The 14,953-nt window shown below is 66.8% G+C and carries 15 protein-coding genes and 1 pseudogene; 3 read left to right on the top strand and 13 right to left on the bottom strand.

The features are described from left to right. Positions 1–12 precede the first annotated feature (12 nt). From ACFQGD_RS17810 to ACFQGD_RS17795, 4 genes are all read right to left on the bottom strand, one after another. Positions 13–903: an ABC transporter permease gene (locus ACFQGD_RS17810; RefSeq protein WP_345392903.1), complete on the bottom strand. Its 891-nt coding sequence runs from the start codon at positions 901–903 to the stop codon at positions 13–15. Then, positions 896–2,092, bottom strand: coding sequence for a quaternary amine ABC transporter ATP-binding protein (locus ACFQGD_RS17805; RefSeq protein ID WP_345392906.1), 1,197 nt, complete (start codon positions 2,090–2,092; stop codon positions 896–898). Before ACFQGD_RS17805 ends, ACFQGD_RS17810 begins: the two co-directional genes overlap by 8 nt. After that, positions 2,089–3,039, bottom strand: a complete 951-nt coding sequence (locus ACFQGD_RS17800) for an ABC transporter substrate-binding protein (RefSeq protein ID WP_345392909.1) — start codon at positions 3,037–3,039, stop codon at positions 2,089–2,091. Before ACFQGD_RS17800 ends, ACFQGD_RS17805 begins: the two co-directional genes overlap by 4 nt. A 183-nt stretch (positions 3,040–3,222) precedes the next feature. After that, positions 3,223–4,104 carry a LysR family transcriptional regulator gene (locus ACFQGD_RS17795; RefSeq protein ID WP_345392912.1) on the bottom strand — a complete coding sequence of 294 codons (882 nt, stop codon included), beginning with the start codon at positions 4,102–4,104 and terminating at the stop codon, positions 3,223–3,225. Between the two features lie 150 nt (positions 4,105–4,254). Between ACFQGD_RS17795 and purU the strand changes: the two genes are divergently transcribed. Genes purU through ACFQGD_RS17780 form a run of 3 tightly spaced genes read left to right on the top strand, consistent with a single transcriptional unit; the run spans position 4,255 to position 6,616 of the window. After that, positions 4,255–5,106, top strand: a complete 852-nt coding sequence (gene purU, locus ACFQGD_RS17790; protein ID WP_390221071.1) for a formyltetrahydrofolate deformylase — start codon at positions 4,255–4,257, stop codon at positions 5,104–5,106. Between the two features lie 17 nt (positions 5,107–5,123). Further along, positions 5,124–5,744, top strand: a complete 621-nt coding sequence (locus ACFQGD_RS17785; protein ID WP_345392918.1) for a cyclodeaminase/cyclohydrolase family protein — start codon at positions 5,124–5,126, stop codon at positions 5,742–5,744. Then, positions 5,741–6,616, top strand: a complete 876-nt coding sequence (locus ACFQGD_RS17780) for a bifunctional 5,10-methylenetetrahydrofolate dehydrogenase/5,10-methenyltetrahydrofolate cyclohydrolase (protein ID WP_345392921.1) — start codon at positions 5,741–5,743, stop codon at positions 6,614–6,616. Before ACFQGD_RS17785 ends, ACFQGD_RS17780 begins: the two co-directional genes overlap by 4 nt. Positions 6,617–6,675: 59 nt before the next feature. Here the strand turns inward: ACFQGD_RS17780 and ACFQGD_RS17775 are convergent, their stop codons facing one another. From ACFQGD_RS17775 to ACFQGD_RS17735, 9 genes and pseudogenes are all read right to left on the bottom strand, one after another. Further along, positions 6,676–7,599, bottom strand: coding sequence for a YihY/virulence factor BrkB family protein (locus ACFQGD_RS17775; RefSeq protein ID WP_345392924.1), 924 nt, complete (start codon positions 7,597–7,599; stop codon positions 6,676–6,678). Positions 7,600–7,608: 9 nt separating this feature from the next. After that, positions 7,609–7,995, bottom strand: a complete 387-nt coding sequence (locus ACFQGD_RS17770) for a hypothetical protein (protein WP_345392927.1) — start codon at positions 7,993–7,995, stop codon at positions 7,609–7,611. Positions 7,996–8,022: 27 nt separating this feature from the next. After that, positions 8,023–8,881 (bottom strand): annotated as a pseudogene (locus tag ACFQGD_RS17765) (IS5 family transposase). Beyond that, on the bottom strand, positions 8,878–9,810 hold the full coding sequence (locus ACFQGD_RS17760) for an arginase family protein (RefSeq protein ID WP_345402983.1): 933 nt from the start codon (positions 9,808–9,810) through the stop codon (positions 8,878–8,880). The pseudogene ACFQGD_RS17765 and the gene ACFQGD_RS17760 overlap by 4 nt, the downstream one beginning before the upstream one ends. Before the next feature lie 102 nt (positions 9,811–9,912). Further along, a complete protein-coding gene (locus ACFQGD_RS17755; RefSeq protein WP_345402986.1) occupies positions 9,913–11,061 on the bottom strand; it encodes a VIT1/CCC1 transporter family protein in 1,149 nt (382 codons plus the stop codon). Positions 11,062–11,089: 28 nt separating this feature from the next. Continuing rightward, a complete protein-coding gene (locus ACFQGD_RS17750; protein WP_345402988.1) occupies positions 11,090–11,689 on the bottom strand; it encodes a DUF421 domain-containing protein in 600 nt (199 codons plus the stop codon). 94 nt (positions 11,690–11,783) lie between these two features. Further along, positions 11,784–11,963, bottom strand: coding sequence for a fumarylacetoacetate hydrolase family protein (locus ACFQGD_RS17745; protein WP_345402991.1), 180 nt, complete (start codon positions 11,961–11,963; stop codon positions 11,784–11,786). A gap of 158 nt (positions 11,964–12,121) precedes the next feature. Then, positions 12,122–13,324 (bottom strand): DUF6801 domain-containing protein, encoded by a 1,203-nt coding sequence (locus ACFQGD_RS17740; RefSeq protein WP_390221070.1) that lies wholly within the window; start codon positions 13,322–13,324, stop codon positions 12,122–12,124. A gap of 365 nt (positions 13,325–13,689) precedes the next feature. Beyond that, positions 13,690–14,823 carry an adenosine deaminase gene (locus tag ACFQGD_RS17735; RefSeq protein WP_345402997.1) on the bottom strand — a complete coding sequence of 378 codons (1,134 nt, stop codon included), beginning with the start codon at positions 14,821–14,823 and terminating at the stop codon, positions 13,690–13,692. Positions 14,824–14,953: the final 130 nt, after the last annotated feature.

The raw sequence follows: 14,953 nt of genomic DNA, 5'->3' as shown, positions 1-14,953 counted from the left end.
CTCCTTTCCGGTTCAGGCTGTGGCTGGCTGAGGGTCTCGCTGGCGGCGAGGCCGCAGGCGGGAGAGCAAGGCGCGTTGGGTGCGCCTGGTGCCGAGGGACCCGGTGAGGCGGTCGAGGAATATCGCGAGGATGACGACGGCGATGCCGCCCTCGACGGCGGTGCCGATGTTGTACTGCGTGACTCCTTGCACGACGACGCCGCCGAGTCCCTCGGCGCCGACCAACCCCGCGACGACGACCATGGACAGCGCCAGCATGATGACCTGGTTGACACCTGCCATGATGGACGGCACCGCGAGGGGAAGTTGCACATCGCGCAGCACTTGCTTCCTGCGAGCGCCGAAGGCGTGCGCCGCCTCGACCATCTCTTTGTCGACCTGCCGGATGCCGAGCTCGGTGAGGCGGACGGCGGGCGGCACGGCGAAGACGGTGGTGGCGACGATGCCGGGCACCACGCCGATTCCGAAGAACAACACGGCGGGAACCAGGTACACGAAGACCGGCAGCGTCTGCATGAAGTCGAGCATGGGCCGCACACCACGGCTCATGCGGGTGCTGCTCGCGGCGAGCACACCGATTGGGACGCCGACGGCGATCGCGATGGCTGCCGCGATGACGACAACGGCGAGCGTCTGCAACGTCTCCGACCACAGCTGCATACCGTCGATGAGCAAGAAGGCGGCGACGGTGAAGGCGACCATGCCGACGCTGCGCAGCACGACGGCCGCGAGCACGGCGAAGATCGCGACCAGCAGGAACGTCGGCGGCGTGGCGAGCACCTCGTACACGACGTTGACACAGAGCAGCAGCACCGCCGAGAGTGCGTCGAACAGCGAACCGGCGTGGTCGACCAGCCACTGCAGGGCGGACTCGACGACGGATCCGACTGGGATGTCAGGCATGTTCGGGCACCTCCTCGGTGGCCGTCGCGATGGCCTCGAGGACGTGCGCCCTCGGCACGACGCCGATCAGATGCTTGTCGCTGTCCACCACCGCGAGCGGCACGACGTGCCCGCCGGTGAGGTGGCAGAACTCGGCGATCGGTGTTTCATCGGACACGGCGGTGTAGTCGTCGACGACGCAGTCCCGCACGTGGCTCGCGCCGTCGCGGATCGCGAGGGTGAGCTGCTCGCCGGTGGCGACACCGAGGATGGTGCCGTCGGTCTCGATGACGTAGACGCCGTCGCCACGCGCCTTACGCATCCTGGCGAGCACCGACGCGGGTTCCTCGTCGGCGGTGGCGGTGAACCACGGCGACTGCATCACCGAGCCCGCCGTGAGGCCCCGGGTGCGATCGACGTCGGAGACGAAATCCTGGACGTAGTCGTTGGCGGGGTTGCCGATGATGTCCGGCCCGGTGCCGAGCTGGATGACCTCGCCGTCCTTCATCACCATGATCCGGTCGCCGATGCGCATGGCCTCGTTGAGGTCGTGGGTGACGAACAGGATCGTCTTGCCCAGCTCCTGCTGTAGCTGCAGCAACTGTTCCTGCATCGCACGACGAATGAGCGGGTCGAGCGCGCTGAACGGCTCGTCCATGATCAGCACGTCTGGGTCGGTCGCGAGCGCGCGGGCCAGGCCGACCCGCTGCCGCATGCCGCCGCTGAACTCGCTTGGGTACGCGTCACCACGGTCGGCGAGTCCCACCTGTTCCAGGGCGACGTCGGCGCGGTCGAGCCGTTCGCGTTTCGACATGCCGCGCGTCTTCAGCCCGTAGGCCGCGTTCTCCCGCACCGTCCGATGTGGAAACAGTGCGAAGTGCTGGAACACCATGCTGACCCGCTTGTTACGCAGTTCTCGCAACTGCTCGGCGCTCATCCCACCGACGTCGACGCCGTCGTAGCTCACCGTGCCCGCGGTGGGTTCGACCAACCGGTTGATCATGCGGATGACCGTGGACTTGCCGGAACCGGACAGTCCCATGATGACGAACAGTTCGCCGGGCTCCACCGAGAACGACACGTCGTTGACGGCCAACACCCCGCCAGCCGCACGCACCGCGCTGGCCCTGTCCGCACCTGTGTCCAGCGCCCGCCGCGCCCGGCCGTCCGGCAGCCCGAACACCTTGGTGAGCCCGCGTACGTCGATCACGCGACCTCCTCCGCCGGTGTGCCGTCCGCCGTCTTCACGCCGCGCAGCCATTTACTGACGACGTCGGAGTTCTCGCTGAGCCAATTCCGGGCGATCTGCTCGGCGGGCGTGTTCTTTTTGCTGAGCTGGTAAATCCATTCCGACGCGGTGTCACGGTCGATGGAGATCTGGGAAAGGAACCGCGACACGTTCGGGTTCTCGGCGGCGAAATTCTTGTTGGCAGCAACCCTGATCTCACCGGCGCCCGGCCACACCTGTTTCGGGTCGTCCAGGTACACCAGATCCCAGTCCACGTTCATCCAGTGCGGCTCCCAGCCAAGGAAGACGACCGGCTTTTCCTTGCCGACGTGGCGTTCCACCTCGGCGAGCATGGCTGGGGTGCTCGACTGCACGAGCTGCCAGTCGCCGAGGTCGTACGCGTTCTGGTCGATCGCGTCCTGGATGTACTGGTTCCCTGGCGTTCCCGGCTCGATACCAAGGAACTTCGCGCCGAACAGGTCCGCATTGGACGCGAGGTCGGCCAACGAGCGGATGCCGTGCTCGTCGGCGACGAACTTCGGCACCGCCGGCGCGTACGTCGTCCCGGTGACGAGCGTGCCGAGCACTTCGACGTCCCCGCTCTCCAGGTGCTTGTTGAAAACAGACTTCTGGCTCGGCCACCAGTTGCCGAGGTAGACGTCGGCATCACCGGTCGCCAGAGCCTGCGCGCCGAGCGGAACGGAAAGCTCCTGGATCTTGGCGCTGTAGCCGAGTTTGTCCAGAATCTGGCTCACGATCTGGTTCTCAACGACCAGGTCTTCCCACGGCTGCTGCACCAGCCGCACTTCTGTGCTTCCGGTCTCGTCGCCCGACCCGAAACCCTGCGATGCGCCGCAGGCACTCGCGAGGATCGCGGTGAGCGCCATGCACAGGGAAACCACGACACGACGTCGTCGGATATGCATCATTAAAACCCTTTCTACCGTGGTGATCCGACGAATTGTGGATCACCTGTCTCCCATTCGGAGAACATGAGAATGGGGCGATTGACGTCGATTAACCGTGGCACAGTGGAATAGCCGTATCAACAGATTCCAAGCGCCGAGCTAGACCAATTTTCAGTAGCTCAGATAGACACTCTCTATAGGAACCTAATCGGTCGGCCATCGCGTCACGAGATCCACGAAGGCTTCCGCCGCTGGCGACAGCGCGCTGTCGGACCAGACGAGGACGCCACGACGGGTCAGCGGCGGGTCCAGCTTCACCACGACGGCCCCCAGCGCTGCCGCGTCGCGAGCCAAGCTGCGCGGCAGCAGCGTCGAACCGGCGCCCGCTAGGACAAGCGGCACGATGGCGGCGCGATGGGTGATCTCGACGGCGATACGCGGCCGCGCGCCGGCCACCGCGAGTAGGCCTTCCAGCACGTCCCTCGTGGTGGTGCCGCGGGGCGTGGTGACGATGTCGAGGCCCGCGAACTCCCTTGCCGACAGCACACCGGAGGCGGGTCGCTCGGCCTCAGGCGGCAAGACGGCGAGCACCTCCTGTTCCGGCAGGTCCAGCACCTTGAGGCCGTCGGTGGCGATCCCGTGCTCGGTCAGGCCCAGCTCGCAGTGCCCCCTGCGGACGACGTCCACGACCGCCGCCGCGTTCTCCGGATCGACCACGCTGAGCTCGACGCCGGGATACCGTGTGCGGAACTCCCCGGCGAAGTCCGCGAGTGGGTCGACGGCGAGGGTGGTCACCGCGACGATGTCCAACGTGCCGGTCACCAGACCCACGACCTGCTGCGCCACCGCCTGCACCTGGCCGAAGTCCTTGAGCACCTGGCGAGCTGGCCCGACCAGCGCCTCGCCAACGGGCGTCAGAGCGACGCCGCGCCCAAGACGTCGAAATAGCGGCGCGCCGAGTTCCCGCTCCAACGAGCGGATGGCATAGGACAGCGATGGCTGCGCGACTCGCAGCGAGCTCGCGGCGCTGGTGAAGCTGCCGTGGCTGGCGATGGTGAGGAAGTATTCGAGCTGTTTCCGTTCCACGCCGTGTGCCCTTCGTCGGTGCAGCCCCAGCCTATAGCGGCTGATCACGTCGAGTCCCGTCGAAGGGCGTTGACACGGGCACCGGGACTTCGTAGTCTGCGACTGATATATCAGTTGTAGGCCAAAATGGCCCTACGGCGAGGAGGACTCGTGGCGCGGCTGTTCACTCTGACCCTGAAATGCCCCGAACGGGCGGGCATCGTGCACGCGGTGACGTCGTTCCTCGTCGAACGCGCCTGCGACATCGTGGAGCACCAGCAGTTCGACGACCGCGTCCGTGGCACGCTGTTCCAACGCACGTCGTTCACCTGCCCCGCGCCGCAGGCGACGGTGGCCGACCTCAGTAGGCAGTTCGGGCCGGTGGCGCGCGAGTTCGAGATGGAGTTCGAGCTGTTCGACGACCGGGAGACCCGCATCCTGGTGATGGTGTCCAAGGCCGGACACTGCTTGAACGACCTGATCTTCCGGTGGCGCGCTGGCAGCCTCGGCGCGGACATCGCCGCTGTCGTCTCCAACCACGAGGACCTGCGCCCCATGGCGGACGCAGCCGGGCTGGACTTCGTCCACGTGCCGGTAACACCGGACGTCAAACCGGAGGCAGAGGCCAGGCTGCTGGAACTGGTCGACGAGTACGAGGCGGATCTGGTCGTGCTCGCACGCTATATGCAGGTGCTTTCCGACGACCTGTGCGGCAAACTGGCAGGCAAGGCGATCAACATTCACCACTCCTTCCTGCCGGGGTTCAAGGGCGCCAAGCCGTACCACCAGGCCTACGACCGTGGCGTCAAGTACGTTGGCGCGACCGCACACTACGTCACGCCGGAGTTGGACGAGGGACCGATCATCGAGCAGGAGGTGCTGCGGGTGGACCACGGCCACGACCCAAGGGCGCTCGCGACAGTGGGCCGGGACGCGGAGGCACTGGCGCTCGCGCGCGCGGTGCGCTGGCACGGCGAGCACCGCGTGCTGCTGAACGGCAACAGCACCGTGGTGTTCCGATGACGGGAAGGACGATACCCATGCGCGACGAGTCGCTCAACGACCTACTCGCCAATCTCGCGGCGCGTGTTCCAGCTCCCGGTGGTGGTACGGCCGCCGCGTTGCACCTGGCGCAGGCCGCGGCGCTGGTCGGCATGGTCGGTCGCTACAGCGACGGGCCGAAGTACGCCGAGCACGCGGATACCGTCGCCGCGATCGTGTCCGAATCGGACACTCTGCGCGGCCGCGCCCTACGACTGGCCGAAGCGGACGCCGCCGCGTTCTCCCATGTCGCCGAGTCATACCGACTGCCTAAGGACAGCGAGGAAGACCGGGCCGCGCGAACGCGGGCGATCGCCGACGCGCTGGTCGAGGCATGCCGACCACCGGCCGACGGTATCGACCTCGCGGAGCGCGTCGTCACCCTCGCTGAGCAGCTGCTGCCGGTCGGCAATCGCAACGTCATCACCGACGTGGCGGCTGCCGCGGAGGCCGCCCGTGCGGGCGCGACGACCGCACGGGTCAACATCGAGGTGAACCTCGGTGGCATCACCGACGACGCCGAGCGGCGCGGCCTCGCCGCGTCGGTGCACCGGGTGGACGCGATCTGCGATCGCGCTGACAAGGTCACCGCCGACGTTCGCGCCAGGATCACCGCATGAGCGCGGCATCGGTGCCCGGCGAGCACGTCGCGGTGCGGCTCGTCGGTTCCGAGCTCGCCGCCACACTCCGGGCTCGCAGCGCTGAAGTCGCGGCGGAGCTGGCCGCCGGTGGCACCCCACCGCCGAAGCTCGCCGTCGTCGTCGCCACGGAGGACGAGTCCAGCCACGCCTACGTCCGTTCGATCGCGAGAGCCGCGCACAAGGTCGGGCTTGCCTGCGACATCGTCGACCTTGGTGCTGGCGCCTCGACACCGGAAATCCAGAAGACCCTGACCGCGCTCGGCGACGATGACGACGTGCACGGCACCATCGTGCAGACTCCCCTGCCACCGGGGGTAGCGGCGCAGGACGTCGTGACGAGCATCGACCCCGCCAAGGACGTCGACGGCGCCAACCCCTCCAGCCTCGGACGTCTGGCCACGGGCCTCCCCGCGTTCGCACCGGCCACCGCCGAGGCCGTGATCGCGCTGCTCGACCACCACGAGATCGAGCTCGCGGGTAAAGACGTGGTGGTGGTCGGCCGGTCAACGGTCGTTGGGGTGCCGGTGGCGCACCTGCTGCTGGCACGGGACGCGTCCGTGACGGTTTGCCACTCCCGCACCGCCGACCTCGCGGCGCACACTCGGCAAGCCGACATCGTCATCGTCGCGGCAGGCAGGCCGGAACTGGTGACGGGAGATCACATCGCCGCCCGAACCGTGGTCGTCGATGTCGGTACGAACCCGACCGATGACGGCGGCTTGGTCGGGGACGTGGCTGCCGCCCAGGTTGGGGCGATAGCCGGTGCGCTGACCCCGGTGCCGGGCGGCGTCGGTCCGGTCACCACCGCGTTGCTGCTCTGGCATACCGTCGACGCCGCGCGTGCGCGATGAAGTCGGATCCAGCGATACGCGTCGAGCGCGGCGAGGAGGTCAGCGGGGCGCCGCTTACCTCAGGTGCTTCTCCTGAGCTGCCACGGGAAGTCGCGATGCGGCCACATCTTTTCGATCTCGGCGTTGAACTCGGCGCCGATCAGCACGGCGAAGGCCGTCACATAGAGCCACAGCACCACAGCGAGTGGTGCCGCCAGCTGCGCGAACACCTCGTCGCCGCGTAGCGAGACGGTGACGTAGAACCGCAGCCCGGCCGCGGCCAGCATCCAGATGACGACGGTGAGTACAGCGCCGGGGAGGTCCCGGTGCCACGGTGTCTGCCACGGTGCGGCCACGTGGTAGAAGGACACCAGCAGCAGGAGCACCACCAGGCCCATACCGGGCCAGAACAGCACGTTGATCACTCCGCTCGCGGCCTGCTCAACACTTCCTGGGATAATAAGGCCGATGATCCGCGGTCCGATCACCATGATCGGCAGGATCGCGATACCGACGATCAGGCCACCGAGCGTCAAGCCGAGTGCCAGCAGGCGCCGACGCCAGAGCGGCCTGGGATCTTCCAGGTTGTAGGCGATGGCCACCGTCTCGATCAACCGAGCGGCCGCACGGGAACCTGACCACAGGCTCAGCAATACTCCGAAGGACATTACCCCGGCCCGGCCTTCTCGCAACACGTCCGTCGCCACGCCGGAATACCACTCATAGGTGCCTGGAGTCAGGAAGGTTCGCGGCACGTCAAACACCAGACGGTGTAGTTCTGTCTCACCCGCTGGGCCGAGCGCCGCGGCGAGAAAGCCAAGCGATCCCAGCAACATCAGCAGCAGAGCGGGCAGCGACAGCAAGGAGAAGAACGCCACCTCGGCGGCAAGGCCCGGCACTCGATCGGCCAGGCTGCTGGTCACGGTGCGGACCGGAAGCCGTCCGGCGACACGGAGCCGTCGAGGCAGCCGCTCCACCACCCGATCGCGCCACGCCCCGATCATGCGATCAGCTTAGATCGAGGGATGTTCCTCGCCTGCTTCCCCACGCCCTAGCTGTGCCAACACCGACCTGGACAGCTCGACATCGTGAGGCAGCGTGGCCAGCTCGGTGGGATCGATCTCAACACCGTAGCGCCGCACTGTGTCCGCCAGCGCATCCCAGTACTCGGCGTCGGCCTCGTCGTAGGTCTGGCCGGACCGTGGCTCGTCGGGGCCAACCACCGTGCGTGCCGTCGACTCGATGTCCTCGACAGTCTGGTACGCCCAGATGTTGGTCGGGCCGGACGACGACCAGCCACGATCATCGAGCAGGAGTATCGCCTGTCCGTCGCTCGTTTCGGCACGCAGGTGGGCCGAACAGGAAACGCGGTCGCGGTCGGTGGGACCGTCAAGTTCCACTCGGGTGACTAGAGCGTGTCTCCCGATTCATCGGGCGAGCATGACGGTGGCGGCGAGGAGTACGCCGCCGAAGTAGGTCCGCGCGTACTTGTCGTAGCGGGTCGCGATTCCGCGCCACTGCTTGAACCGGCCGAAACCGCGCTCGACGGTGTTGCGCTGCTTGTAGAGCTCGGGGTCGAAACCCGGTGGCCGACCACCGGCGGACCCCTTGTCCTTACGGCGTTTGGCCTGGTCGGAGCGCTCGGGGATGGTGTGCCGGAGGCGTCGCCGCCGCAGTTCGCGGCGAGTCGACGGGTGTGAGTAGGCCTTGTCCGCCAGCAGGCGATCCGGCCGGTGCCCGGTCGCGGCCAGGGCCTCGAGCAACGGCGCCAGGCGCGGATTGTCCCCGGCTTGCCCGGCGGACAGCAGCATGGCCACCGGGCGGACACCGGAGGTGACCAGGGCGTGGACCTTGGTGGTCAATCCGCCGCGCGAACGACCGATCGCGTGGTCGTCCGGCTCGGAAATCTTGTCATTCGACCTGGCCCCCTGTGTGGTCCGCGGAGGGCGCGCCGGCGGCATGCTGGTGCGCCCGCACGACGGTGGAGTCCACCGACAGCAACCAGTCCAGCTTGCCCGTATCGGCGTGGTCGGACAGCACATGCTCGAAGATCCGCTCGTACGTGCCGTCGCTTGACCAGCGGCGATGCCGCTTCCACAAGGTCTGCCAGGGGCCGAACTCAGCGGGCACATCACGCCACGGCGATCCGGTGCGAAAGCGCCACGCGATCGCTTCCAGCACCTGACGGTGATCACGCCAGCGCGCACCACGCCGCCCAACATCAGACGGCAACACCGGCTCGATCGACTCCCACAACTCGTCCGTGATCACACCAGTTCTGATCATTCACCGATCATCAGCGAACCACCGGCCGATATTCGGGAGACACGCCCTAGGCGGGAAAGCCAGCCCGTGACAGGTGCGGTAGGCCCCTTCGGAGGCTGCCGGGGCGCCCGGGTGGCGTGGGGATATTCGGCTGGCCGCGCCTTCGGGTCGAACGTGCCGCCGGGGCGGTCACCTGGTGCGGGAGAGTTCCGGATGGCCGCGTCGACCACGGCTTGCACGCGCGCTGCCGCGCCATGACCGGGACGCCAGGTGCAGCCAAGGCCGACCGCGGCGACTCGGCCGACGTCGACCACGCGGCTCACAGCCTGCGCCACGGCCTGCACGGTTGGTCCCCCTGCCGCGGGGAACAGCTGTCCTGACAGGTACTCCGGGTTGATCACGTCGAGATCGATGTGCAGGTAGATCGGACCACTCGGCAGCACATCGGTAGCCAGTTCGTCGATAGCGACGTGTCGGATCCGCGAGCGTTCGAGATACGCGCGCTCCGGCGGGTCAAGGTCGCGAGCGTCGACCAGCACAATGGCGTCTTCGGCGACCGGTGTCAGGTCAATGGCGTCGGCGATCAGCTCCGTCCGGTATCCCGCGATGAGCCGCAACGGTATCCCGCCCAGGTAGCCGGACGTCGATGTCTCCAGCGTCTGCACGTCGCCGTGCGCGTCGAACCACACCACCGACGGTGCCTGACCCGCGTGTTGCAGACCGGCGACCACGGCCAGCGACGTCGTGCAGTCACTCGACATCACCAGTGACCGCTCGCCACGCTGAGCGTTGTCGGCGACCGTGTCGGCGACTGGGCGATACAGGTCGGCCATGCGCGCCCACACATCACCGTCGGCCAGCTCTGCCGTGATCGTGCGCTCCGGCGGCAACGGCGCTTCGAACCCCGACACATACTCGTCGAGGTGATACGGCACCGAGATCGTTCGCATGCGATGAGCGTAGCCAGGAAAGTAGCCATCGTCATGCGACTTTCCAAGCGCCGTCCCGCGGTCTTCACCGGCCGCCGAACAGGGTTGTCCTGACCTTGTGGGTCACGTGATGGTCGCCCCGACGGCGAGTCCCAACAGGTAGGTCACCGCCGCGGCAGCGGCGCCGATGATGAGTTGGCGCAGCGCGCGGCGTAGCGGTGATACGCCGGAAAGCACCCCTACCGCCGCTCCGGTGAGAAGTAGCGCACTTCCGGTAAGCGCTCCGGCTACCACGACCGCCATCACGCCTTCCATCCCGAACAGAAACGCGAGCACGGGTATCACGGCACCGATACAGAAGAAGGCGAAGCTCGCCGAGGCCGCTCGAACCCCACTCCCGACGACGTCCGCGGAATCGTCCGTGACATCGGCCATCGCCGCGCCGACGGGCTCGTGCCGCAACACCCGCCGCGCACGGTCATCGGCCTCCGCGGTCGACATCCCGCGGGCGCGGTACACCAAGGCCAGTTCGTTTACGTCAACGTCGAGATCGGCCACGATCTGCTTCGTGGTGTCGTCCGGTGTGGACGCGGCAAGGATTTCGCGCTGCGAACTCACCGACACGTACTCCCCCGCCGCCATCGACAGCGCCCCTGCCATCAGTCCGGCCAAACCGGTCAACACGACAGTCTGCGCGCTGGCGCCCCCGCCAATCACACCGAGCACCAACGCCATGTTGCTGACCGCGCCGTCGTTGGCCCCGAATACCGCCGCCCGCAGTGTCCCGGAAAGCTGAGCCCGGCCCCGCGCCGCCAATCCACGCACGACCTCGGCGTGGATGCGGTCGTCAGCGGCGATGGTGCGCGAGACACCCGCTTCATGCTTGTAGCGCGTGCGAGTTTCAGCGTGTTGCGCCAGCGCCAGCACGAAGACCCACCCGAACCGCCTGGCCAGCGAAGCAAGCAGCCGCATCCGGACGGTGCCGCGACGCGGTGGATCAGCCTGGTCGCCCAGCAAGCGTTCCCAATAAGCCGCGTGGCGCTCCTCAGCTGCGGCGAGGCCAAGCAGAATCTCTCGTTCCTCGCCGCCGCGCCGGGAGGCCAGTTCGCGATACGCCCGAGCCTGCTCGTGCTCATCGGCCCTGAAACGGCGCCATCTACGCACCGTCTTCGGTGACAGCTCGGCGGAAGTCCCGAGTTGTTGTTCAGCCGACACCAGTGCCGCCCTCCCGACGATCCTGAACCGCCCCGCCAGCAACCTTACCTCGGCCACGGGGCTGGCACCGGGGAGCTGATGTCGGTTATCCCTCGGTGAGCTGGTTCTTGGCTCCGTCGATGTCGGCGATCAGCCAGGGGTCGATCGGATCGTCCTGGCGGAGCACGCTGACCGAACCGTTGCGTTCCAGGATCACGCACCGCACTTCCGCGAGACGGCGTATGCCCGCACCTCGCAGCACCTGCCGGAGTTCGTCCTCGACCACGTGTGCCTTGCGCATGTTCTCATGCAACAGTCGTGGTCCCGCCATGAGCAGCACGGGTTGTCGGTTCATCAGCCGGTCCATGCCGCGCCGCTGCCGGAGAAGACCGAGCAGGCCCTGCGTTACGAAGAAGGTCGTCAGCGCGACCGCCCCGATGGCCAGCGTGGGTATCTCCAACAGCACGGTGCGCCCCATCACCGCACCGAGGGCTATGACGCACCCGAGGTCGAAGCTAGACATACTGGCGAGGCTGCGCTGCCCGATCAGTCGCACCAGGATGATGAAGGCCAGATAGATGCCGACGGTGGTGATGACGACTGTCGCTGCGGTTGACGCGCTGATCGTGAACTGCTCGGCCACTCGCTCCTCCATGCGCACCTCGCGGACGATGAGCGCGATCGTAACCGAGTCGGTGGTCGTCAACCGCCTGCTTGGCAACGGCAGCTATCGCATACGCGTGCTGAAGGGCGTCCTCGGCGTCGACGATGATCTGCTCGCGATTCCGAAACCCGTACCTCTAGCCTTGGTAACCGCCGAGGCCGCGGGAGACCACCCGGTTGCGCAGCGCACCGAGACCGCTGATCTCGGTGACAACCTCGTCACCGGGATGCAAGAAAACCTGCGGGTCGCGAGCGTTGCCGATGCCGCTCGGTGTGTGCGGCCCCGCGGGTGGCAGATCGGTTTCCTTGGCAGACACCCGGTTAAGTCCACTGTGGAAGTGCCGAATTCGTCACACGGGTCGCTACCGCTAACGCCGAGACAGCACTTGGCCAGTACGGGACCGCCGCACGCACGGTGGCCAACTGGCGTGATGACGATGCCTGAGCCGACGATCACGCCGCGAGATCAGTGCGGTCAGCCTCCGAAGCCGCCGCGATACGGGGCGACGACTTTGGCGTCCGCCAGATTGGCTGGTGGATCTGGCTCGACGCACGTGGCGCTCACCGATGTGCCGTCCAATATCAGGTCTGCCTCGGCCGCGCCGATCGCGAACAGCATCCCGTCCGAACCGGCGTCCGGTGTGTAAGGTCCTGCGGTGAGGTGCCCCTCCGCGGGCATCGGGATCACCAAGCGCTCGTCGCGGACCAGGGTCGATTCCGGAATCTCGATGCCGCCCTCCGCGACGTTGTCCACCGCCGGTGTGCCGCCGGTGACGTTCATGTCGAGCCGGTTGACCGTGCCCGCGACTGTATGGAAGCCCAGGTCGATCAACTCGTTCACCACCTCGGGTGTTAGCACCAACGCACCAGAGGCATCGACGAACGAGAAGCTCTCCCCTGGCGCCAGTGACAACGGGAACGTGCCGCCGACGGCGATGCCGACCTCACGCTCGAGTCCGAGGGCGGGAAGCTCGCAGATGTAGCTGGCGTTGATGATGCCGATGGCCTCGTTTGACGCTGTTTCGCTGAAGTTGAGCGGTTGGCCGTGGATCTTCGCGGGTGGCTGATCCTCAGGGCCGCCGACCGCGACTGTCAGCAGCGCGTTGCCCGCCGACGCCTCGCAATCCGCCGTGAGTGGTAGTGGCCCGAACGCGGAGTTGAGTTGGATGTCGATCTGAGCGCCCGCGAAGTTGAACGTGACGCTGCCGTCGTCCGGGGCATGGTACGGACCCACGTCGAATGTGCCGTGCTGAGGCAGGCGGACGGTGAGGTCCTTGCCGGGCGTGATCTCGATGTCGTTGATCTCGATAGGGTTCTCGGCGACGTTGACGACGTCAGGTGACGCGTGGGTCGCCCCGATGTTCATCTCGTTGACCGTGGCATCCGCTGTCCTGACGCCGAAGGCGCCCGCCAGCGACGTGATGCTGCCAGGGATCGTCAAGCTTCCCTCACCCTGCGTGAGCCAAAACTCCTGCCCGGGGCCCAGGACGACCGGGGCGACGCCTTGGATATCCACATCAGTGTTGAACGTCGTGATGGGGAATCCGTGAAACCCGATGTCACACGCCACGGGTAGTTTGAACCGACCCGTGTCGGCGCCGATATCAGGCACGTCCTCCGGGTCCAACGCCTGAGCCGACGGTGCCGCCAATGCGGGCGTCGCCAGCGCTGTGATCATACTCGCGGCAACGATCGCGGTCCGCCATAGCGACCGGGCTTCGCGCCATGGGCGATCGGCGGAGCGGAAACGCATTCGTCGCATGACACATGTTCCTTTCGGCGAGACGGCGGGGGCAACTCGGAGAATCATCGAACAAAGCGACGCTCGCAACGGTCACGCCTATCGAGTGGCCTTCGGAATTGATTCTCCGTTGTGCGCAACAAGAATTGCCCTATCGATTGGGCCGCACGCGTCAGTGAAAGATGCCGATGTGTCTTCGAGAATCAGTGATCACGGACTCCGCCACGATAGCTGAGTCACGCCTTCCATCCCGAGCAGAGGCGCGAGCAGCCGCCTCCAGGCTGTGGCGCACGCCGCGCGGCTCAGCCGATAGCGGTCTGATGGTCGGCGACCTTGCCGAAGACGGTCTCCGAGCGCAGCGCGGAGTAACCGGGCTTGATTACCTCGTTGATGAGGGCGAGACGCTGGTCGAACGGGATGAAGGCGGACTTCATCGCGTTGACCGTGAACCATTGCATGTCGTCGAGGTCGTACCCGAACTCGTCGGTGAGGCGGCTGAACTCGGTCGTCATCGACGTCTGGCTCATCAACCGGTTGTCGGTGTTCACGGTGACGCGGAACCGCAGTCTTCTGAGCAGGGCGATCGGGTGCTCACGAATCGACGTCACGGTGCCGGTGTGCACGTTGGAGGTGGGACACATCTCCAACGGGATGCGCCGGTCCCGCACGAACGCGGCGAGGCGACCGAGCTTCGGCGTCCCGTCGGTGCCGAATTCGATGTCGTCGACGATGCGGACCCCGTGGCCGAGCCGGGCGGCGCCGCACCATTGGATGGCTTCCCAGATGGATGGCAGCCCAAAACCCTCGCCCGCGTGGATGGTGAAGTGGCAGTTCGCGCGCCGCAAGTACTCGAAGGAGTCCAGGAACCGGGTGGGAGGGAAACCCGCCTCCGGTCCGGCGATGTCGAAGCCAACGACCCCGTCGTCGCGATAACGCACCACCAGTTCGGCGATCTCCGTGGCCCGTGCCTCGTGGCGCATCGCGCAGAGCAGGAGCCCGAGTCGGATACGGCGGCCCGCTTCCGCGGCGCGCGCCGTGCCCCGGCGAAACCCGTCGAGGATCGCCTCGACGACCGCGTCGAGACTCAGGCCGCGTTGCGTGCTCAGCTCCGGTGCGTACCGGACCTCGGCGTAGGCGACACCGTCGGCGGCCAGGTCCTCGGCACACTCAGCGGCCACGCGGCTGATCGCGTCCTCGGTCTGCATGACACCCACCGTGTGAGAGAAGCGGCGCAGATACTCCTCGAGTGACCCTGCCTCGGCCGCGGCGGCGAACCAATCGGCAACCCCCGCGACGTCGGATACCGGCAGCTCGTCGTAGCCGGTTTGCTCGGCCAGTTCCAGCACGGTTCCCGGTCGCAAGCCACCGTCGAGATGGTCATGGAGCAGCACCTTGGGTGCGCGCTGGATCTGGTCAAGGCTTGGCACGTCCGGCACGCGTTACCTCCTGATGGCTGCGGGGTTGTCCCAATCGCCTGTCTGACATCTGCGTTCGCATTGACTGACCCTTCTACCCATCATCCACCCGAAAGTCAAGGCATGCCGATCAAGGTCGGGCCCTTCTACG

Origin of the sequence: Haloechinothrix salitolerans (assembly GCF_042662605.1) — a bacterium.
Taxonomy (GTDB): domain Bacteria; phylum Actinomycetota; class Actinomycetes; order Mycobacteriales; family Pseudonocardiaceae; genus Haloechinothrix_A; species Haloechinothrix_A salitolerans.
This window is presented reverse-complemented; position numbering and strand designations above follow the sequence as displayed.